18 protein-coding genes are annotated in these 20,818 nt (G+C 61.8%); 7 read left to right on the forward strand and 11 right to left on the reverse strand.

Features of this window, described 5'->3' with window-relative positions; all coding sequences use genetic code 11:
• From ABSB13_RS10540 to uvrA, 4 genes are all read left to right on the forward strand, one after another.
• Positions 1-1,285, forward strand: a 1,285-nt coding sequence (locus ABSB13_RS10540; protein WP_428107983.1) for a TRCF domain-containing protein, incomplete at its 5' end; no start/stop codon positions are given.
• Between the two features lie 4 nt (positions 1,286-1,289).
• Positions 1,290-2,531 (forward strand): peptidylprolyl isomerase, encoded by a 1,242-nt coding sequence (locus ABSB13_RS10545; RefSeq protein ID WP_428107986.1) that lies wholly within the window; start codon positions 1,290-1,292, stop codon positions 2,529-2,531.
• Positions 2,532-3,581 carry a 4-hydroxythreonine-4-phosphate dehydrogenase PdxA gene (pdxA, locus tag ABSB13_RS10550; RefSeq protein WP_428107988.1) on the forward strand — a complete coding sequence of 350 codons (1,050 nt, stop codon included), beginning with the start codon at positions 2,532-2,534 and terminating at the stop codon, positions 3,579-3,581.
• 6 nt (positions 3,582-3,587) lie between these two features.
• Positions 3,588-6,422: an excinuclease ABC subunit UvrA gene (gene uvrA / locus ABSB13_RS10555; protein ID WP_428107990.1), complete on the forward strand. Its 2,835-nt coding sequence runs from the start codon at positions 3,588-3,590 to the stop codon at positions 6,420-6,422.
• A 35-nt stretch (positions 6,423-6,457) separates the two neighbouring features.
• Here uvrA and ABSB13_RS10560 read toward each other — a convergent pair whose 3' ends face one another.
• The 5 genes from ABSB13_RS10560 to ABSB13_RS10580 all read right to left on the reverse strand — a co-directional run bounded on the left by ABSB13_RS10560 (position 6,458) and on the right by ABSB13_RS10580 (position 10,950).
• Complete coding sequence (locus tag ABSB13_RS10560) at positions 6,458-7,141, reverse strand: SdpI family protein (protein ID WP_428107992.1); 684 nt, start codon at positions 7,139-7,141, stop codon at positions 6,458-6,460.
• Entirely contained in the window at positions 7,119-7,457 is a 339-nt protein-coding gene (locus ABSB13_RS10565; protein WP_428107995.1) for a metalloregulator ArsR/SmtB family transcription factor, read from the reverse strand. The genes ABSB13_RS10560 and ABSB13_RS10565 overlap by 23 nt, the downstream gene beginning before the upstream one ends.
• Before the next feature lie 130 nt (positions 7,458-7,587).
• A complete protein-coding gene (locus ABSB13_RS10570; RefSeq protein WP_428108030.1) occupies positions 7,588-8,265 on the reverse strand; it encodes a DUF488 domain-containing protein in 678 nt (225 codons plus the stop codon).
• Entirely contained in the window at positions 8,147-9,529 is a 1,383-nt protein-coding gene (locus ABSB13_RS10575) for a M16 family metallopeptidase (RefSeq protein WP_428107997.1), read from the reverse strand. Before ABSB13_RS10575 ends, ABSB13_RS10570 begins: the two co-directional genes overlap by 119 nt.
• Positions 9,526-10,950, reverse strand: a complete 1,425-nt coding sequence (locus ABSB13_RS10580) for a M16 family metallopeptidase (protein WP_428108000.1) — start codon at positions 10,948-10,950, stop codon at positions 9,526-9,528. Before ABSB13_RS10580 ends, ABSB13_RS10575 begins: the two co-directional genes overlap by 4 nt.
• A gap of 145 nt (positions 10,951-11,095) precedes the next feature.
• Between ABSB13_RS10580 and ABSB13_RS10585 the strand changes: the two genes are divergently transcribed.
• Both ABSB13_RS10585 and ABSB13_RS10590 read left to right on the forward strand, forming a co-directional pair.
• Positions 11,096-13,177, forward strand: coding sequence for a nitric oxide reductase activation protein NorD (locus ABSB13_RS10585; RefSeq protein ID WP_428108002.1), 2,082 nt, complete (start codon positions 11,096-11,098; stop codon positions 13,175-13,177).
• A 436-nt stretch (positions 13,178-13,613) separates the two neighbouring features.
• Complete coding sequence (locus tag ABSB13_RS10590; protein WP_428108004.1) at positions 13,614-14,612, forward strand: hypothetical protein; 999 nt, start codon at positions 13,614-13,616, stop codon at positions 14,610-14,612.
• Between the two features lie 418 nt (positions 14,613-15,030).
• Here the strand turns inward: ABSB13_RS10590 and gpmI are convergent, their stop codons facing one another.
• The 5 genes from gpmI to ABSB13_RS10615 form a co-directional block, all read right to left on the reverse strand.
• Complete coding sequence (gene gpmI, locus ABSB13_RS10595) at positions 15,031-16,563, reverse strand: 2,3-bisphosphoglycerate-independent phosphoglycerate mutase (protein ID WP_428108005.1); 1,533 nt, start codon at positions 16,561-16,563, stop codon at positions 15,031-15,033.
• Positions 16,563-16,703, reverse strand: a complete 141-nt coding sequence (locus ABSB13_RS10600) for a hypothetical protein (protein ID WP_428108007.1) — start codon at positions 16,701-16,703, stop codon at positions 16,563-16,565. Before ABSB13_RS10600 ends, gpmI begins: the two co-directional genes overlap by 1 nt.
• Before the next feature lie 122 nt (positions 16,704-16,825).
• Positions 16,826-17,530, reverse strand: a complete 705-nt coding sequence (locus tag ABSB13_RS10605; protein ID WP_428108008.1) for a Type 1 glutamine amidotransferase-like domain-containing protein — start codon at positions 17,528-17,530, stop codon at positions 16,826-16,828.
• Between the two features lie 36 nt (positions 17,531-17,566).
• Positions 17,567-17,998, reverse strand: a complete 432-nt coding sequence (locus ABSB13_RS10610; RefSeq protein WP_428108009.1) for a VOC family protein — start codon at positions 17,996-17,998, stop codon at positions 17,567-17,569.
• 13 nt (positions 17,999-18,011) lie between these two features.
• Entirely contained in the window at positions 18,012-19,223 is a 1,212-nt protein-coding gene (locus tag ABSB13_RS10615) for a CaiB/BaiF CoA transferase family protein (protein ID WP_428108012.1), read from the reverse strand.
• A 140-nt stretch (positions 19,224-19,363) separates the two neighbouring features.
• On the opposite strand from ABSB13_RS10615, the gene ABSB13_RS10620 reads away from it, so the two are divergent.
• Complete coding sequence (locus ABSB13_RS10620; protein ID WP_428108014.1) at positions 19,364-20,146, forward strand: class I SAM-dependent DNA methyltransferase; 783 nt, start codon at positions 19,364-19,366, stop codon at positions 20,144-20,146.
• Positions 20,147-20,149: 3 nt separating this feature from the next.
• On the opposite strand, the gene ABSB13_RS10625 is transcribed toward ABSB13_RS10620, so the two are convergent.
• Entirely contained in the window at positions 20,150-20,797 is a 648-nt protein-coding gene (locus ABSB13_RS10625) for a histidine phosphatase family protein (RefSeq protein ID WP_428108017.1), read from the reverse strand.
• Positions 20,798-20,818: the final 21 nt, after the last annotated feature.

Consider the following 20,818-nt stretch of genomic DNA (forward strand, 5'->3'; position numbering starts at 1 on the left):
GCACCGATTCGGCGTGGTGGACAAGGAGCGAATCAAGAAGCTCAAGAAGTTGGTGCCGGTGTTGACGATGACCGCGACGCCGATTCCGCGCACGCTGCACATGGCGATGCTCGGCATCCGCGATCTTTCCGTGATTCAGACACCGCCGCCGGACCGCCAGGCGATTCGCACCTTCGTCGCGCATTTCGACGACGCCACCATCCGCGATTCAATCCTGCGCGAGCTGAACCGTGGCGGCCAGGTTTTCTTCGTTCACAATCGCGTCGAGAATATCGACTACATGGCCAGTCATCTGCGCTCGCTGGTACCCGAGGCCAAGACCGCAATCGCGCATGGCCAGATGAAGGAGCGGCAGCTCGAGGACGTGATGCGCGACTTTATCGAAAAGCGGGTCAACGTGCTGGTCTGCAGCGCGATCATCGAATCGGGCCTGGATATTCCCAACGCGAATACGATGATCATCAATCGCGCCGATCATTTCGGCCTCGCGCAGTTATACCAGTTGCGCGGCCGGGTCGGCCGTTCGCGCCAAAAGGCGTACGCATACCTGCTGATTCCCGGCGAACACATCATCACGCGCGACGCCAAGCGGCGAATCGATGCGCTCCGTGAACTGGTCGAGTCCGAGAGCGGCGGCGGCTTCAAGCTCGCGATGGCCGACCTCGAGCATCGCGGCGCCGGCAACCTGCTCGGCCATGAGCAACATGGACAGATCGCGGCGGTTGGGTTCGAGCTCTATACCGAGATGATGGAAGAGGCGATTGCCGAACTGCGCGGCCAGCCCAATCGCCCCGACTTCGAGCCCGAGCTTCGAATCGCAGTGCCCGCGTACATCCCCGAGGCTTACGTCTCCGACGAGAATGAGCGGTTGGTGCTCTATCGGCGGCTCGCGCGTGCGCAGCGCGAGGAGGAGCTCGGCGAGATTCGCGACGAGATGCGCGATCGGTTCGGCCCGGTGCCGACGCTGATCGAAAATTTGATCGCGGCGATGAATGTCCGGCGCCAGATGAAACAGCTGATGATCCTGAGCGCGATTCTCAAGGGCTCGCAGCTCGAGATCAGATTTCATCCCGATGCGCCGGTGGAAACCGCACGGCTGGTGAAGCTCGCGGAGCAGAATCGGCGTACGATGCGGCTGACGCCGTCGTATCAGGTGATCGCGCGAATCGAACCCGGAGAATACGAGCAGCTGTTTGCGCAACTCGACGGTGTCTTGCAGGCCCTGGCGGGCTGTGAAAAGTTGGAAAACTGGACGGCCGCGAAAGTCGGGCCGGCCGTCAACTAGACTAATGCAGAATAGAAGATTGTCCCCGCGCGGCGCCGCGCGACGCGCCCGCGCCCGTTCCGACGTGGCGATGGCGTTGATGGCGTCGCTGGGAATTGTCCTGGCGGGCGCGGTTTCGGGTTGCTCGTTGGATCTCCTCAAGCCCGGCGCCTTCGATATGTTCAAACAGCCGGCTGCTTCTTCCACAGCGACGGCGTCATCAGCTACGGCGTCATCGCGGCCGGCGTTATCGGAGACCGGTAACGCGCCCTGGGCGGCGAAAGCGGCGCCGACCCCGGCCGCCGCGACCCAGAGCGACGAAACGCCACCACCTCCGCCGGCGCCGGTTGCCTCGGATGAGCCGCCGGAACCGAGCACGCCGGCGTTGGATCGGGTTGTCGCCAGCGTTGATGGCGAACCGATCACGATGCGCGAGGTCAAAGATTTTGCGGCGCAGCGCGGCCAGCCGATCGAGACCGACGATTTCGCTTCTTCGGACGCCGCCAAGGTCGTGGTGAAGGAGTTGATCGGGGAGAAATTGCTCGAACAAGAAGTAAAAAAGTACGATGACAAGGTCGATGACGCTCAGATCGACAAGTACATCCAGCAGTTGCGGCAGGACAAACACATGAGCGATGTGGAATTCCGTGCGCAACTGCAGGCGAGCGGAATAAGCTACGACGATTTGCGCAAGCGGGCGCGCCTCGATATCGAAAAAGCAATGATGATCGATCAGGAAGTCCGCGCGAAAGTCGACGTGCCCGACGCCGACATCAAGGCCTTCTACGATGCCCACAAGGAAGACTTCACGATTACCAAGGAGCGGCTTAAGCTCGCGCAGATTCTGATCGAGCTGCCGCCCAACCCGACCGCCGCGCAAGTTTCCGCCGCGCAGAAGAAAGCCGACATGATTCGCGCGCGCGCCGCCAAGGGCGACGACTTCGGCGATCTCGCGCGCGTGTATTCGGACGACGAATCAAAGTCCAACGGCGGCGAGCTGGGATGGTTCGCGCCGTCCGACGTCATGGACCAGATTCTGGCCGCGGTAAGGCCGCTCAAGCCCGGCGAAATTTCAGCGCCGATTCGCACCAGCCACGGCATTCATATCGTCAAGCTCGAGGAACACCAAGTGCCGGGCGTGCAGCCGCTGGCCGACGTCAAAACGTTGATTCGCGCTCATCTGGTCGATGAGCAATCCGGCGCGCAGCTCCAGAAGTGGGTTGACTCCGATCTCGTCAAGCAGCATTACGTCGAGACCATGTATTAGATGATGACGGCGCTCAGACGAAAGACGCCGCCGCTGTTGGCGATCAGCATGGGCGATCCGGCGGGCGTCGGGCCCGAGGTGATCCTCAAGGCGGCAGCGGCGCTCGCCGGCCGCCGTGGTGCGCCGTCGATTGCGGTAGTTGGCGATTTGTCCGCGATGCGCGCGGCCGCCGCCCGCCTGAGCGATGTGCCGGCTCCATCCCAATGGCACCCTGGTCAGCCGCCGATTCGTCTGACCAAAGGACTCGGCGTACTTTCCATATCGAGTTTGCCGGCGCGCGCAATTCGCCCGGGGCATCCCACGGTCGAAGGCGGCGGCGCCGCGTATGACTACATCGTAACCGGCGCGCGGATGGCGATGAGCGGCAGCGCCGGCGCGTTGGTCACCGCGCCGATCAGCAAGGATTGGATGAACCGCGCGGGGCATCATTTTCCCGGCCATTCGGAACTGCTTGCGCATCTGGCGCGAACCCGGCTGTGGCGCATGATGTTCGTGGCCGGCGAGCTGACGGTGGTGCTGGTGACCGCGCATATGAGATTTGCGAAAGTGCCCTCCGCACTGACGCGGCGCAATGTCATGGACACGATTAGCCTGCTCTGCGCGCATTTGCGCGACGCGCTTGGCGTTGCCCGGCCGCGAATCGCGGTGCTCGGATTGAATCCTCACGCGGGTGAAGGCGGGATGTTCGGTGATGAGGAAATCCGCGTGATCGCGCCGGCGATTCGACGCGCGCAGCGCGACGGCATCGACGCGTACGGTCCGCTCGCACCCGACACCGCGTTCATCCGCACGGCGGGTTCGTTTAGCTTCGACGCCGCGGTTGCGATGTATCACGACCAGGGCTTGATCGCGGTCAAGACGCTGGAGTTTGATCGTGCGGTCAACGTCACGCTCGGATTGCCGTTCGTCCGCACCTCGCCCGACCACGGAACGGCGTTCGGCATCGCAGGGAAGGGAATTGCAAATCCGTCGAGCATGATTGCCGCGATCGAATATGCGTGGCGGGCCGCGGCGGGGCGCGAAAAGGCCGGGCAGCGGGCGTCGGCGTAAGCAACGATGGCCGATCGAATCGTCATCAAGGGCGCGCGCGAGCACAATCTCAAGAACATCGATCTCGAGATTCCGCGAGATCGGCTGGTCGTGATCACCGGACTCTCCGGCTCGGGAAAATCGTCGCTTGCCTTCGACACGATTTACGCCGAGGGTCAGCGGCGCTACGTCGAATCGCTGTCGGCCTACGCGCGCCAGTTCCTCGAACAGATGGAAAAGCCCGACGTCGATTCGATCGAGGGATTGTCGCCCGCAATCTCGATCGAGCAGAAGACCACCTCGCGCAATCCGCGCTCGACGGTGGCCACTATCACCGAAATCTACGACTACCTGCGCCTGCTCTTCGCGCGGGTGGGACACGCGTTCTGCTACAACTGCCGCCGCGAGATCACCCAGCAGAGCGTGCAGCAGATCGTTGACCGAATCATGGGATGGCCCGACGGGGCGAGGATTCACGTGCTCGCGCCGATTGTCCGCGATCGCAAGGGCGAGTATCGCAAGGAATTGTCCGAGATGAAGCGCGCGGGTTTCGTGCGCGTGAAGATCGACGGCAAGCTCTACGAACTCGGCGAGGAGCCGGCGCTGAACAAGAACCAGCGCCACACCATCGAAGTGATGGTGGACCGGCTCGCGATCCGCAAGGGAATCGAGAAGCGCCTGTCGGACTCGCTTGAAGTTGCCTTCAAGTACGGGCAGGACCTGCTCAAGGTCGAGCGCCTGGACGGGCCCAACAACGAGAGCGAGATTTATTTCAGCCAGCGCTTCGCGTGCGTCGATTGCGGAATCTCGTATCCGGAAATCGAGCCCCGGATGTTCTCGTTCAACAGTCCCCACGGCGCCTGCGTGGAATGCTCGGGAATCGGATCGATCATGTATTTCGATCCCGAACTGGTCGTGCAAAACGAGGACTTGGGCATCTCCGATGGCGCGATCGCTCCGTGGGCGACGATGAACTATATGCAGCCGGTGCTCGACGCGCTGGCCAGGCATTACAAGTTCAGCCTCGATCAGCCGTGGAAGGAAATTCCGGCCAAGGTGCGCAAGGCGATCATGCAGGGCTCGGGAACCGAGGAGATCGAGTTCGCCTACCAGCGCGGGCATCATCGCGCCGAGTACTCGAAAACGTTCGAGGGCGTGCTCCAGTGGCTGGATCGTCGCTACAAGGAAACCGAGTCCGAAGGCGTGCGCGAGTTCCTCGAGGCGTACATGAACATGCGGCCGTGTCCGACCTGCAACGGCGCGCGGCTCAAGAAGGAAAGTCTGTACGTGCGCTTCAACGGCAAGTCGATTTCGGAAGTGACTGCGATGTCGATCAAGCAGGCGCTCGCGTTCTTCGCCGCGCCCAAGCTGAGCGCGCAGGAAGCTGAAATCGCGAAACTCATTTTGAAGGAAATCCGCGAGCGGCTGAATTTTCTCGCCGGCGTCGGACTCGAGTACCTGACGCTCGATCGCCCCTCGGGAAGTCTCTCCGGCGGCGAGGGCCAACGCATCCGTCTCGCCACGCAAATCGGATCGAGCCTCGTCGGTGTCCTTTACATCCTCGACGAGCCGTCGATCGGACTTCATCAGCGCGACAACCAGCGCCTGCTGGCGACGCTCAAGCGCCTCAAGGAACTCGGCAACACCGTGCTGGTGGTCGAGCACGATCGCGAGACGATGCTCGAGGCCGATCATCTGATCGACATGGGACCGGGCGCCGGAATTCACGGCGGCTACGTCGTCTCGCAGGGCACTCCCGCGGAAGTGATGCGCGATGAAAACTCGCTCACCGGCAAGTATCTTTCGGGACAAGTCGAGATTCCCGTGCCGTCCCGGCGCCGCAAGCTCTCGAACCGATGGCTGACCATTAAAGGCGCGCATGAGAACAATCTGCGCGATCTCACCGTCGCGATTCCGCTCGGCGTCTTCACCTGCATCACCGGCGTTTCGGGTTCCGGCAAATCGACGCTCGTGCTCGACACCATCTACCGCGCGCTCTCGCAGAAACTAAATCACAGCCGCGAACGTGCCGGCGCGTACAAGACGCTCGACGGCGTCGAGCATCTCGACAAGGTCATTCACGTCGATCAAAGCCCGATCGGGCGCACGCCGCGTTCGAATCCCGCGACCTACACCGGCCTGTTCACCCATATCCGCGAGCTGTTTGCGCAATTGCCGGAGGCGCGCATGCGCGGTTACGGGCCGGGGCGATTTTCGTTCAACATCAAGGGCGGACGATGCGAGGCGTGCGAAGGCGACGGTATCATTCGGATCGAGATGCACTTTCTGCCGGACGTTTACGTTACCTGCGAGGTCTGCGCAGGCAAGCGCTACAATCGCGACACGCTGGAAATTCAATATAAGGGCAAGAATATTGCCGAGGTTCTCAACATGACCGTGCTCGACGCGGTCGAATTCCTCGGTTCAGTTCCGCCGATTCGCCAGAAGCTTGAAACGCTGCGCGACGTCGGCCTCGATTACATTCATCTCGGTCAGTCCGCGACGACCCTGTCGGGGGGCGAGGCGCAGCGCATCAAGCTTGCCAAGGAACTCGCGCGGCGCGCGACCGGCCGCACATTTTATATCCTCGATGAGCCAACGACCGGGCTGCATTTCGACGACATCAAAAAGTTGCTCGGTGTGCTCGGCCGCCTCGCCGATGCGGGCAACACCATCGTCGTGATCGAGCACAACCTCGACGTTATCAAGACCGCCGACTACCTGATCGATCTCGGGCCCGAGGGCGGCGATCGCGGTGGCAATGTAGTCGCAAAGGGCACGCCCGAGGAAGTCGCCGGCGTGAAGGCGTCATACACCGCCGGCTTTCTGCGCCAGGCGCTCAACCATCGCGCCGCCGCATAGTCCGCGCATTCACGACGACGTCGTTACAAGTGCATTCAGATGGGTCCTGCTGGCAGAGTTCCTGCTGGCGGCTGCTTGTCCGGATCGGCACGCCACACGAAATATGAATAGGTAAGTAGTACAACCGCCATTCCCATGGCAGCCGCCACGCAGATTGCAACTGTCAGTCGAGGAGGTGCCGCAACACTCGCCATAACACAAACGCCACCGGCTACGATCACCGACCCGCCGAGACGATGCGTTCGATCCCATGAGAGCTTGCTGGAGAGCGTCCAGGGAGTACGAATTCCAAAGAACCAGTTTGGCCTGATCTTGCCCATGAAGTTGCCGAGGACGACCAGCAGAGCACCCGTCATCAGGATTGCGATTGTTGAGACATTGAGATCGTGGCCGCTGGCGACCACCAGCATCATCGCATAGGTGGCAGCCAGGAATAGCAGCACCAGGAGCCGAACGGCCATATAGACTCCGGCAAATTGCGCGTAATTGGCCCGGCCCGGGTCGATGCGCGGCAGCAACAAGGTGAGGAAATAGACACCGACGGCGGTGAGGGGCATAAGAAAAACGCCCTGGAACTTGGAACCGTAGGCGTCGACACCCTGCATGCCCCAATGAATCGGAAACCGATCGGGAGCATTCGGCCAGGTTACCGCCGCGACTACAAACATCGCGAAGACAACCAGCAAGAGAGGCAATTCAGTGCGCCAGTTGAATCGCATTTCTTGGTACTCCCTTTTTTCCTGCGAGTTTCGAGCGGCGCCGACCCGCTGCTCTGACCGAAAGCAATTCAAGGGCGGCGCCAAGTGCTTGCTCGAACGCGGAGACATTCAGACTGTAAACGATTCGGTTCGCGTACCGTTCAGATACCACCAGGCCCGCATGACGCAAGACCGAGAAGTGCCCCGACAGCGTCGATTTGGAAAGGGGAAATCGTTGCGCGATCTCGCCCGCACTTAGCTCTCGTTCCTTGAGCAGGCGCAGTATTTCACGCCGCGTCGGATCTCCGAGGGCGCGATAAACTTCGTTTACTCCCATGGTTCAGCCCTGCCAACGGTATTTCGCCAAATACCGAATTACAAATAGAGCGTACTTTATTCAAAGTCGAAATGGAACACCCGACGTGCCTGATTTCAGGAGAGCCGGAAGGGTGACAAACGCTGGCGACTCACGGTTCCGTACCGGCCGCACCGTCGTAGATGATCCGTCCGTCCGCGACGCGCGCGAATGGCGCGAGCACGTGCGCCGACAATTTCCCGGTCGGCATGATGTGCTCGACCGTCCAATCGCGAATCACAAGATTGTCCGAGATGATTCGCCGATGGCATCGCCACCACAGTCCTTCGGAACACATGTACGCGGTTCGCGCGCCCGCGGCCGCTTGCGTAAGTTCGCGCATGCCATCTTCGAAATCCGCGCTCTCCGTATAGTCCGCGTACGATCGGAACGCGGGAAGCTCCCACGCGCTATGCGGCGAGTCGTCGCGCTTCGAATGACGTCTGCCGCCGAGCCGCTTGATCCATCGATACTCGATTCCCGCGCGCTCGAGCGACGTGGAAAGTTCCGCCTGGTTGAATTGCGGCCATCGTTTTGAGCTTGGGAACGATCGCACGTCGGCGACGATCGCGATGCGATGCTCGCCGAGCAATTCGAGGAAGCGCTCGATCGGATGCGTCGAATGTCCGATCGTGAAGATCAGCGCGTGCGGATCCGGCTCGCTGACGGCCCTATTGCGCGCTGGCGGCGTCGGCGGCCTTCTCCGTCTGCGAGGTTTTGATCTTCGCCTCGCTCTGGTTCGCGGCCGCGACGACGAGCATCGAATCGGGGTGCAGATATTTTTTTGCAGCCGCCAGTACTTCGTCCTTGGTGACCGATCCGATCAGCTTCGGATACTGCTCCGCGTAGTCGGTCCCCAGGCCGTAAAACTCGACCTGCACCATGAACGATGCGATCGCGCTCTGCCGCTCGAGCCCCAGCGGGAAGCTGCCGATCAGATATTTTTTCGCGCCATCCAGTTCGGCGTCGCTGACCGGCTTTTCCTGGATCTCGCGAAGCTGCTGCAGGATCAAGTCGATCGCCTGGTTCGAGCTCTGGTTCTTGGTTTGAAGCGTGATGGTGAACGCGCCCTGGAACTTGCCCGGCTCGAAGCTGCTGGCGACCGAATAGGCGAGCCCATGCTGGCTGCGAACGACCTTCACCAGGCGCGAGGAAAATCCGCCGCCGCCCAGTATGTAGTTCATCACTTTCAGCCGGTAAAAGTCGGGATTCGAACGCTCCACGCCGCCGGAACCCATTATGATATTGGCTTGCACGACGCTTCGATCGATCAGCTTCACATGCAGACCCGGCCCGATCGTGATTGGCGGCGGTGGCGCTTGAGGCGCGACGGAACCGGAAAGGCCGGCCAGCTCTTTTTCAAGTGATACTTTAACTTCGTCGGCGGTCACATCCCCGGCCACCGCGATGATCGCGCTGCCGAGCTTGTAATTGTCGCGGTAGAAGCCGCGCACGTCGTCAGCGCTAAGTTTGCCGGCCGATTCCGCCGAGCCTTCGCCCGGATGCCCGTAGGGCGAGTCGCCGAACAAGTCTTTGGTGAATTCCACATCCGCGACGTAGCCCGGCTGTTCCTCCGCCGCTTTGATCTCCGCGACCTGCTCGGCGCGTTTGCGTTCGATATCGGCCTGGCGAAGTCCGGGCTCCGTCAGGATTCCCGCCAGCAACTTGAGCGTATCGCCCTGGTACTTCTTCAGCGTCGTCATCCCGGCGGTCGAATAATCGCGCCCGGCCGACACCGCGACCGAACTGCCCATGAAATCGACTTTCTGATCGAACTCCGGCGCGGTGAGTTCCTTGGTCCCCTGCGACAGGCATCGCGCCGTCAGCTCGGCCAACCCTTCCTTGCCCTTGGGGTCGCGCCGCGTGCCCGCGTCAAACGCGATCATCATCGTCACCATCGGCAGTCGATGCTCTTCCGAGACGAGCAGCACCGCGCCGTTGCTGAGCGTCATCCGCTTGATCTCGAGTGCATGCGACGGCGTGGCCGCGAAGACGAACGCCGCGATTGCCGCGGCCACTGCAAACATTTTCATCCGATCCGCCGCGCCGCTCATCGGATCACCTCCGCGACTTCGCCCAGGTCGGGAGCATGGCGCAACTCTCCGCCGCTCAGTCCGCCGCCTCCGTGCGGCAGGACGCCGGTCGGCACCAGCACGCCTTCGGTCATGTTGGCCGCGACCAGGTAAGTTTTCGAGACTCGCTGCACGTCAGCCGCGGTCACCTTGTCGATTCCGTCCAGGTACTTGTCGACGAGATGGTAGTCGCCGAGCAGTTCGTACATTCCGAGCATTTCGGCCTCGCGCATGATCGAGTCCTGCCCGAACACGTATTGGGCCTGCTCGAGGTTCTTGGCTTTCTGCAATTCCTCTGCGCCGACGGGAGCATCGCGCAGCGCGGCGAGTTCCTTTTCGACTTCGGCCTGGGTGTCCGCCGCCTTCACGCCGGGACGCATCTGCGCCGACACGATGAACAATCCCGGATCGAACGAGGTCATCTCATAGCCGGCGCCGATATCGATCACCATCTGCTTTTCGACGACCAGCTTCTTGTAGAGCCGCGAGCTCTGGCCGTCGCTCAGAATTTCAGAAGCCACTTCCAGCGCGTAACTGTCGGGGCTGGAAATATTCGGCACGTGATAGGCCTCTTCGAAGGCCGGAAGATTGGCCGCGTGCTGCAGTTCGACGCGCCGGGTTCCCTGTTGCGGCGGCTCGAGTTCCGTCACCGGCGGCGGCTTGGGACCGTTCTTGATTCCCGCGAACGCCTCGCTGATTTGCTTGAGCACCTGGTCGGCGTTGAAGTCGCCGACGGCCACGATCAGCGCGTTTTGCGGCGAGTAATAAGTTTTGTGATACGCCATCGCGTCCGCCAGCGTCAGCCCGTCAACGTCGTGGAACCATCCGATCACCGGCCAGTGGTACGGATGCGCCAGGTAGGCTTGTGCGCGGACCATCTCGTCGAGCGCGTCCTCGGGATTGTCATCGGTGCGCAGCCGCCGCTCTTCGAGCACGACGTGCTTCTCTTTGTCGAAATCCTTGGGCTCGAAGTTGGCCATCCGATCGGCTTCGAGCGTGATCGGCACGTCCAGGTGATCCTTGGTGATCTTCTCGAAATAGTCGGTGAAGTCCGTTTCCGTGAATGCGTTATCCATCCCGCCGTTTTGCTGGATGATCTGCGAGAACTCTTCGGGCCCCACCTTCTTGGTGCCCTTGAACATCAGATGCTCGCACAGATGCGACAGTCCCGTCTTGCCCATCTGCTCGTTGCGCGAGCCGACGCGGTAGAAGACGCTGAGGATCGCCAGCGGCGCCTTGTGATTTTCCAGCACCAGCACTCTGAGCCCGTTGGGAAGAGTCTGCGCCTTGACCGCGTCCGCGATTCCCGCGCGCGCCGGCGCCGAAGCGGCCAGGCATAGAAGGGTACCGAGCGCCGCCATCGGAGCGAGACGGCGATGATTGCCAAAGATCGTGATGAGCATAGCTTACGATCATCTAAGTCCGCCGCCCGCAAGCAAGTCAAGGAACCATCGCCGACGCCGCCGTCTTGCGCTGTGCGCCGCCGATCAAGCTAAATTGCATCGGCGTATCGCTCTTTGTAACAATGGTTAGATTAGTATTGCGACGATGCCTGAAATTGCCGAAAAAGCGCAGGACCTGTTCGAAATCAAGGGCGTCCTGACGAAGTTCATGCGGATGCTGTTTCCGCTTGAGTTCCGCATCGACTCGCTTGCCAACAGCGGCCCCATCCTGCCCTTTCACTATCCGCTCCTGCCCGGCGAAATGATCTATCTGCCCGAGCGGCTCGAACCCTTCGGCACTCGCGGCGACGCCTACATCTACTATTTCGCCACCACCGCCCATCTGGCGGCGCGTCATGACTTCGGCACCTTCAAGCTCAAACTCGCGGATATCGCCGGCTTCGAAGAGCGCGGCGAGACCGGCGTCGAGGCCATCGACAGCTTCGTCGCGTCGTTCGACGACCCCGGCCTGGCCGGCGCTCTGATGCGGCTGGCGGAGTCGGCGCGAATCGACGCCGAACTGGCGCGCCGTTATCGCGGACTTGCACCGCGCATCGCGGGCCTCAATCGCTCTCTACTGGATAGGCTTCATCCCGAGTCCTTGAGCACGATGCTGGTGCGGGCGGCGCTCGATCTCGAGTCGGCCGGCGAAGGGCCGGAGTCCCCGCTGGTCTGGATGGCGGCGCGGCACTTCGCTCCCGTTCGCGAGCGCGGCGCCGACGTCATGACCAGCGTCCGCCAGGTCAGCTCGCTCTATAATTGGCTCCAGGATCTGATTCGCGAGGCGCGCGAACGCGGCGAGGGCGATCCGCTCAGCGAAGAAGAAGCCGAGATGATGCGCAACGACCTGATCAAGGGAATGAAGGGCTCGGAAACGCAGACCTCCGGCGAAGGCGATGAGGGCGAGGATGGCGACGGCGACGGCGAGCCCGATCAGAACGTCAAGATGGACGTCTCGGGCAAGCAATCCAAAGGCGGCAAGGGTAGGGCGCTCTCGCCCGAGGAATTGCGCAAGCTCATCGAGCAGGGCGCCGAGCTCAAACCCTCGCAAGGCGAGGGCAGCGCCGAAGGCGACGGCATGTACCTGACCCAACTGACGGGCAAGCAGCTCAGCGAGCTCGAGCAGATGCGCGAGCAGCTCGGCGAGGTCGGCTCCGTCACCGGTCAGGGACGCTTGATGATCGGCCGCGGCCGCCAGGATTCCTACTACGCCTACGACGAATGGGACTACGTGCTCAACGAGTACCGCCGCAACTGGTGCCGGCTGCGCGAAATTCCGCTGGCCGGCGACGAGGGCGATTTTTTCGAGAACACCCTCGTTCGCTACGCCGAGATGCTGCCCGGCGTGCGGCGCAACTTCCAGCGCATCCGCCCGGCCTCGTACCGGATGGTCCGCGGACTCGAGGACGGCGAGGAAATCGACATCGATCGCACCATCGAGGGTCGCGTCGCGCGCCTGATGGGCGAGACGCCCGACGGCCGCTTCTACAAGGCTCGCAAGAAAGAGGCGCGCGACGTCGCCACCCTGTTCCTGCTCGACATGTCGGCTTCGACCGACGAGCCCGTCCATCGCGAGCCGCGCAAGCCCACCGACGATGACGACACCGACGACTGGATGAAGGCATGGCAGCGCCGCCCGCAAACCGCCAATCGTCCCCGCCGCATCATCGACGTGAACAAGGAAGCGCTGGTCATCATGGCGCAAGCGCTTGAGGAAATCGGCGACTCGTACGCGATCATGGGTTTTTCCGGACACGGCCGCGACAACGTCGAGTTTTACGTGATCAAGGAATTCGATCAGGAACTCACCGACGAGGTGAAGGCTCGCGTCGGCGCCGTCGAACCCAAGCGCTCAACCCGGATGGGCGCCGCGATTCGCCACGTGCGCGAGAAATTCAAGGACGTCTCCTCGCGCGCCAAGCACATGATCCTGCTCAGCGACGGCTTCCCGCAGGATTTCGACTACGGCCACGATCGCCGCTCGAACGCCTACGGCATTCAGGACACGATGGTCGCGTTGAAGGAACTCGAATTGGCAGGAGTGCTGCCGTTTTGCATCACGGTGGACAAAACCGGGCACGACTACTTGCGCCAGATGTGCCAATCGTCGCGCTACCTGGTGATCGAGGACATCGCCTCGCTGCCGCGCCAGTTGCCCAAGATTTACGAGCAAGTCATCCGCTGGTAAGCCCCGCCCTGTTTCCTCTCCTGTAAGGAGAGCTTTGCGTAACCGGATGTTGGTGCTGACGCGATACGCGCTGCCGCGCTCCTTTTTTGTGTCATTCTGAGCGAAGCGAAGAATCCCGGATCTTGCCCCTCTCTGTCAGGGAGCCGTGCATAGCTAGCGCCGGACGCCGGAGCGTCCGACGAGATTCTTCGCTTCAGCAGCTTTCGCTCAGAATGACACGAGTCTTACCTCGCCCGTTATTTCACGGGAGGTGCCACGGGCACACGGCGGCCGGCCGCCTTGCGGCCGGTAGGTGAGGGTGCAGGTTCTGCCGCCGTTTTATTTTTTGTGTCATCCCGAGCGAAGCCGAGGGATCTCGCGCGCCAGCGCGCGCAGTTGTCGGGTAGCCGTCACGCGCAATACGATACCCCCAAGAGGAACTTTTAGGGGGAAACGCATGGATTCCACGAATACCGACAAACCCGTCGGACGTTTTCTCGAAGCTCTCGGTGCCCTCATGATTGGCGCAGGTTTTGAGTGGCTCATCTTCGTTGAGCAGCCTAGCCATCTTGTTGTCATCGGGTTTTGGATCGGCGGCACCGCAATATTCTTCGGCGGAGCATTTTGGGGGCGACTCAAATTCCGCATGCCCGAGCGGTTCGTTGTATCTGTAGAAACCGTAGCCCTAGATTTCAGATATTGGCTCGCGATGATTTTTGTAGTGTGGCTCTATATGTTTTGTGTCACCCTTTTGCAGAGACGGCAAATAGTCGATGAACTTGCAGCCATGAACAACGAGGAGCGGTCGTTTCACGAGGATTTGAGCAATCGGGTGGCAATCTTTTACTCTGACTTAGGCGGCCAACTGAAGATGCTTCGGGCTGATCTAGATCACTATGTAATGCCACGCCATATAGAACCGAACAAAATTGAGGCAATCTCGAAGTACTTACAGAATTTTCCGGCCCATACCCTTATTCTCTGTTACGACAATTTTGATAGCGAAACGGCTGAGTACACCAATCAAATCAGGACGGCAGTATTCAATGGGGGCTGGACAATAGACAATTGTCCCGACCCAGCGGAGGACCTACGCAAACAGGTGGCTAGCACACCGACCTCACCAATAACGCAACAACAACTCTGGAATTTTTGGAACGTATTAACAAATCCAATACCCAAAATTGAGGGCTTGAGACTTGAGATTGGACGATCACAGCGGCTGATCGATGAGATTAACAAAAGAAGACTGCGTCCTGACCCCAAAAATCCCGAGACAGATGCGCTGCTTAGGGATGCGCTGAAGCAGGGCGATGTCACGATTGAACAGTGGGGTGGTGGCGGCTTGCCCCCAGGAGCAAAAGACGAAGAGGTCTTGACGCTAACGGTAGGTCCGAAACCGCGCACCTATCATCCCCCGATGACCATGAAGATGGTTCCGGTCCCTAGCGAATGAAAATTTCAACTGCTCAGTCTCGCTGGCGGCGTTCTCAGATAGCTGAGACATTCGCCAGTGTTCGTCTCTCAGCACCCTGCTGTGATCGCATCGAAGCGCAGCGATCCCGGACTGTTCGTGTTTCGTTCTCCTGAACTAAAAACGTTTCACGTGAAACGTTGGCCTCTGGATCCTAAGAAATAACCCCTGTTTCGCAAAATGCGCCGTAATTCGCGCTGCGCACCGCGACCCGATCAGCGCGCAGTCTCGCTCCGCAAATCGCGCCCCGTTGTCGCGCGCGGTCTCTTAATACTGGCCTCCCGTGCCAACGGTTCTTGCATCGCGTAGTCGCGAAAAGATGCGCTGCGCAGATTTTCGCGTCTTCTCACTGCGGTGCAGGGGTCAGCCCCTGCCGCCCACCGCGCAGGTGATTCTTCCTTCATGCCGCGATCCGCAAATCGCGCCCCGTCATCTCGGCCGGCGCTTTCACTTCGAGCATCCCGAGCAGCGTCGGCGCCACGTCGGCCAGCGTCCCACCGTCCTTCAGCCGCCCTTTGAATTTCGGATCGTAGAGAATCAGCGGCACCGGATTCGTCGTATGCGCGGTATGCGCCTGCCCGGTCGCGGGATCGGCCATAAATTCCGCGTTGCCGTGATCCGACGTGACCAGCGCGACGCCTCCGCGCTTTGCAATCGCCTCGATCACCACGCCCAACGCCGCGTCCGCCGCCTCGACCGCCGCCACCGTCGCCTCGAACTTGCCGGTATGCCCGACCATGTCGGGATTGGCGAAGTTCATCACGATCACGTCGAACTTGCCGCCTTCGATTTCCGCGGCGGCCCGGGTTGCGATTTCCGCCGCCTTCATCGCCGGCTCGAGGTCGTAGGTCGCGACCTTCGATGACGCAATCAGCGCGCGCTCTTCGAGCGGGAACGGCTTCTCGACGCCGCCGTTGAGGAAATACGTGACGTGCGCATATTTCTCGGTCTCCGCGACGCGCAAATTCCTGAGCCCCGCATGCGCCAGCACCTCGGCGAGCGTGTTGCGCACGTCTTCGGGACCAAACGCCAGCGGGAGTGCGAACGAGCGGTCGTACTCGGTCATGCACACGTAGCCGGCTTTCGGGATGCGCGAACGCCGGAAGCCGGAAAATTCGCTCAGCGCGATCGCGGCTGTCAGTTCGCGCGCCCGGTCCGCGCGGAAGTTGAAGCAGATGACCTGATCGCCGTCGGCCATCGGCGTTCGCTCTCCGATCACGTGCGGCTCGACGAACTCATCGCTCTTGTCGGCGGCGTACGAATTCTCCACCGCCGCGCGCGCGCTCGGCGCGGCCGCTCCATCGCCTTCAACGATTGCGCGCCACGCCCGCTCGACTCGCTCCCATCGCTTGTCGCGATCCATCGCGTAGTAGCGTCCCGTGACCGTCGCGATTCGCCCGCGTCCAAGCTGCTTCAGCTTCGCTTCGAGCTGGTCGATAAACTCAAGCGCCGAGCGCGGCGGCTTGTCGCGCCCGTCGAGCACCGCGTGAACCGCAATCCGGCCCGCGCCATTGGGCGCGGCGGCGTCGAGCAACGCCATCAGATGATCGATATGACTGTGCACGCTCCCGTCGGAAAGCAGTCCCCAGATGTGCAGCGTGGTGCCGTTCGCGACGGTCTTTTTTATCGCATCGGTCAGCGTCGGATTGCGCGCGAAAGCCCCGCTCTCGATCGCTTTGGTGATTCGCATCAAGTCCTGGTAGATGACGCGGCCCGCGCCGATAGTGAGATGCCCGACTTCGGAATTGCCCATCACGCCCGGCGGCAGGCCCACCGCCTCGCCCGACGCGTCGAGCGAGGTCCGCGCCTGCGTCGCGTAGAGCCGGTTCATCACCGGAGTCTTCGCCGCGGCGATCGCATTTGACGCGCTGCTCTTGCTGACTCCCCATCCGTCGAAAATCACCAGCGCTGCAACCGGCGGTCGCGTGGCCATCACGATTTCCCGCCCGCCGGTAGCGCGGCGCGCCCGAGCGCGCCGCCACGAAGCCGCACGTCAACTTCGATCGTAGGGTTTCGGCGCGAGTCGGGAATCTCGCGCGCCTTGATCTCTGCGATTTCCGTGGATGCCGCCATCGACTCAAACCTCACCGCATTAGTGGAAGTCCGGCATTCTAGAGCAGGCCGGCCCGGCTTGTCACGCGCAACTCCGGGACAGACACCCCTGCCAACGCCGACGGTTGCTCCTCATCAACCCGTCAGCCGAGGTACCGCACTGGAAGCGCGCTTTCGACTACCGCACCCCTGCTGAGCTCGATGCGCATCGCGCGCGCTTTTGGCCGCGATGAAACGACTTCCTCGAGCCGCGTTCCGGCAAAATGCGCCGCGGCGCCGTCATCGAGCGCGAGCGTCGGCAGGAATCCGCGCTTGATCAGCCGGATCAACACCGGCCGCCGCTCTTTCTCGCTATCGTAATGCGGACAGCACGCACCGCGCACAAATCCGAGCCCATCATTGAGGCCACGAAACGGCATGCCGAACGAATCTGTCAGGCCGTCTTCGAACCAGCAAATTGCGCCCGCGCTGATACCCGCCATCACGATCCCCGCGTTCCAGGCCGCGCGCAGCACTTTGTCGAGTCCATGCAAGCGCCACACTGCGAGCATATTCGCGCTGCTGCCGCCACCCACGTAGATAACGTCCTGATCCCTCACGAATGATTTGAGGTCGCCAACTGTTCGCTCAAAGAAAGCGAGATGGGTCGCGGCGGCCCGCGACGCTGGAAAAGCTGTATGGAAGCGCCTGATATAGGAGGCGTTGTCGCCGCTCGCGGTTCCGACGAAGCAAACGCGCGGACGTCGTTTACGCCGCGCCAGGCTCAACACAAAATCGTCGAGCTTTGGATTGCGCGGTTCCATCGAGAATCCGCCTCCGCCGATGGCAACGATGTGTCGCTCCGCCATGCGCGATTTACTGCAACGCGCCCAGTTTTGCGCGAGTCACCGGACATCCAGCGAGCCGTCTGGCTTGAACGATGAGTGGGGGTTCCAAGCGATCTCCCATGGGTATCCGTCCGGGTCGGCGAAATAACCCGACACTCCGCCCCAGTCCGCGTTCATGGCAGGTTTCAGAATCTTCGCGCCGGCCTTCGCCGCAGCGTCGAGCGACGGTTGCACATCTTCGGCGCGCTCGACGTTGATCGCAAGCGTGACTCCGCCGAATCCTGGTGATCGTAGCGCCGGCAGCGTCGCGTCCTCGGCCAGCAAATCGAATGGGTAGAGCGCCAGCACGCCGCCCGCTGTGCGAAAAAAACTGATCGCCGCGCTCGACGATGCCGATTTCTTCCAGCCGAGTGCTTCGTAAAATTTCGTCGACCGCGCAAGGTCGCTGACGCCTATCGTCACGATGCTGATTCTAGCCGGTACCGTCATCGTCGATTCCTCCTTAAACGGCGCCGCTGTCGCGCAGCGCGCCGATCTCCTCCCACGTGTAGCCGAGTTCGAGCAGCACTTCCTCGGTATGCTGCCCGAGTTCGGGCGCAGGCTCGGCCGCGGCCGCAACTTCGCCGTTGATCGTCACCGGCGCGCCCGGCACCAGCACCTTGCCTGCCACCGGATGGTCGAGTTCGAGCAGGTATCCGTTGACGCGCGCCTGCTCGTTTTTCAGAATCGCGCGGTAATCGACGACCTCGGTCGCCAGGATATCGGCGGCGATAAGTTCCTTGAGCCACTCCGCGGTCGTTCTGGTCGGGAAGATCTCGTCGAGCACTTTCTGAATCTTGTCGCCATGAAAATTACGAATCACGTTGTCCGAGTACTCGGGATCCTTCTCCAGGTGCTGGATTCCGACGATCCTGCAGAACGACGGCCAGCGCTGCTCGTCCACCCCCGCGATGCAGACGTGGCCGTCGCTGGTGGGGAACGCGCCCCAAATCCCGTGCAGGAACTGATGCCCGCGGCCGGCGCGCTCGGGCTCGAGGCCGGTGATCGACGTGTAATTGATCTCCATCCCCTGCATCGCGATCATCGTGCCGTAGATCGACGCGTCGACCTTTTGCCCCGCGCCGCTGCGCTCGCGCGCGAACAGCGCCGCCAGAACCCCGCTCGCCAGGCTCAGCGCTCCCGAATGATCCGCGATGAACATTCCCGCCGGCAGGGGCGGGTCGGCCGGCATTCCGGTCTTCGCCATCACGCCGCTGGCCGCCTGCGCCAGCGTGTCGCGGCTCGGCCGTGCCACCCACGGCCCCTTCGGTCCCCACGAACTGCCTTGCGCGTACACGATCCGCGGATTTATTTTGCGCACTTCGTCGTAGCCGAGTCCGAGCCTGTCCAGCACGCCGGGCCGATAGTTGGTGACGAGCACGTCGTACGATTTCAGCATCCGGCGGATCATCTCGATCGCGCCGGGTTTTTTCAGGTCGGCGGTGACGCTCCGTTTGCCGCGATTCATCGCGATAAAGTAATGCGACAGCATCGCGTTCTTGACGTTCAGGCCGCCAATCAGCGCGGCCAGCATCCAGCGACTTAGATCTCCGGTATCCTTGTTCTCGACCTTGACCACGTCGGCGCCCATGTCGGCCAAAACCAGCGACGCGAATGGCCCCTGGATTTCCTGCGCGATCTCGACGACCTTGATTCCCTCAAGCGGCTTGCTCATCGTGGCTTTCCCGTCAACGGTGGTTCAGAGGAACTCGGACGCGCGGGCATTATCCCGCCGTTGGCCGCGAAATCTCAAGTCTCGATTCATCCGCGCAACGCCATTGGCCTGCGGGCGCGCCGCTTGTACGCTCATCGCCGATGGAACCGAGCATCTACGAGTATCCCGACGTCTTCCGCCGCGCGCATATGGAAAGTCCCGGCGAAATTCCGGCCGAAGTGATCTTCCTGCAACGGGTTTGGCAGCGCCATCGCAAGCGCCCGACCCACCGCGTCCTTGATATCGCCTGCGGCGATTCACCCCACGGCCGTCTGCTCGCGGATGACGGATTCGAGGTCGTCGGAATCGATCGTTCAGCGGCGATGATCGCGGCGGGGCGCCGCAAAGCGAAGGCAATTGCGAATCTTCGCTTCTACCGCCGGCCAATCGAAAAGTTCACTCTCCCCGAGCGCCCCTTCGATGCCGCAATCTTCATGTCCGAAACATTTCCGGTGATCGTCGAGAACTCCCGCCTGCTCTCGCATCTCAAATCTGTCGGCCGTGCGCTCAAGCGCGGCGGCTTGTACTGCATCGACATCGATCGCCAGGATCCGATTGCGCGCGTGTCGCGCAGGACGATGTGGCGCGAACGCACCGCGCGCGCCGCCGGCGTCGCACTCGACATCCGCGAGTTCCATCGCCCCGTTGCGTGGCACTCGCCGCTGCATTCGATCTACGAACTCGAATGCACCATCAACTTTCCCGCCGGCGCGGTGACCACCCGCGATTTGATTCCGGTGCGCTACACGCTCCCATCCACGCTGGAACTCGCGGCGCTGGCGTCGGGAATGTTCAAAATGGCCGCCGCCTACTGCGACCTGTCATTCACCAAGCCGCTGGACAAATGCCGCTACCGCTGGACCGGCGTGCTGCGCCGCGTATGAGCTTCAGGAGCCACCCAGATGATCGATCAGATCGAGCAGCTCGGGATGCCAACCGCCGTCGAAGCGGATGACCTGAATCGATCCCAGCTCGACCACCGGCTCCTGGCTTGTCAGCTTTCGCACGATCGCGCGAATCACCCCACGATGCGCAATCAGCAGCGCGTCGTCAGCTTCCGAGTCGGCGCGCGGCGTCCATAGAGCCAGCATGCGTTCCAGGCCGCGCTCGACGCGATCGGCAAAGCCGGCGCGGCTCTCGCCGGCGGGATAGGTGTAGCCCGGCGCGAGTCGATCGTTGTTCCATCGCGCGAACTCGTCGGGATAGCGCTCGCGAATCTCATCGGCGGTGAGTCCTTCGAACAATCCGAAGTGAACTTCGGCGAATTCATCGATCGTGATCAGCGGCGCCGAGTCGCCAGCTACGATTCGCGCGCCTTCAGACGCACGCACGAGTGGACTGGAAAAAATATGCGCGAAATTTCCGCCGTGCCTGCGATGCGCGCCGATCGCCCGGCCCGCCAGGCGCATCTGAGCGCGCCCGAGTTCCGACAGCGCCACGTCGGTGCGGCCATGATACCTGATGCTGGACTCGCCTTCGGTCTCGCCGTGGCGAACCAGGATCAACCGCGACCCGCGACTTTGGCGCTTCGTCATTTAACCGCGATGGCGCCCGGC

The sequence above is a fragment of the Binatus sp. (SeqCode) genome, assembly GCF_050013435.1.
Classification (GTDB): domain Bacteria; phylum Desulfobacterota; class Binatia; order Binatales; family Binataceae; genus Binatus.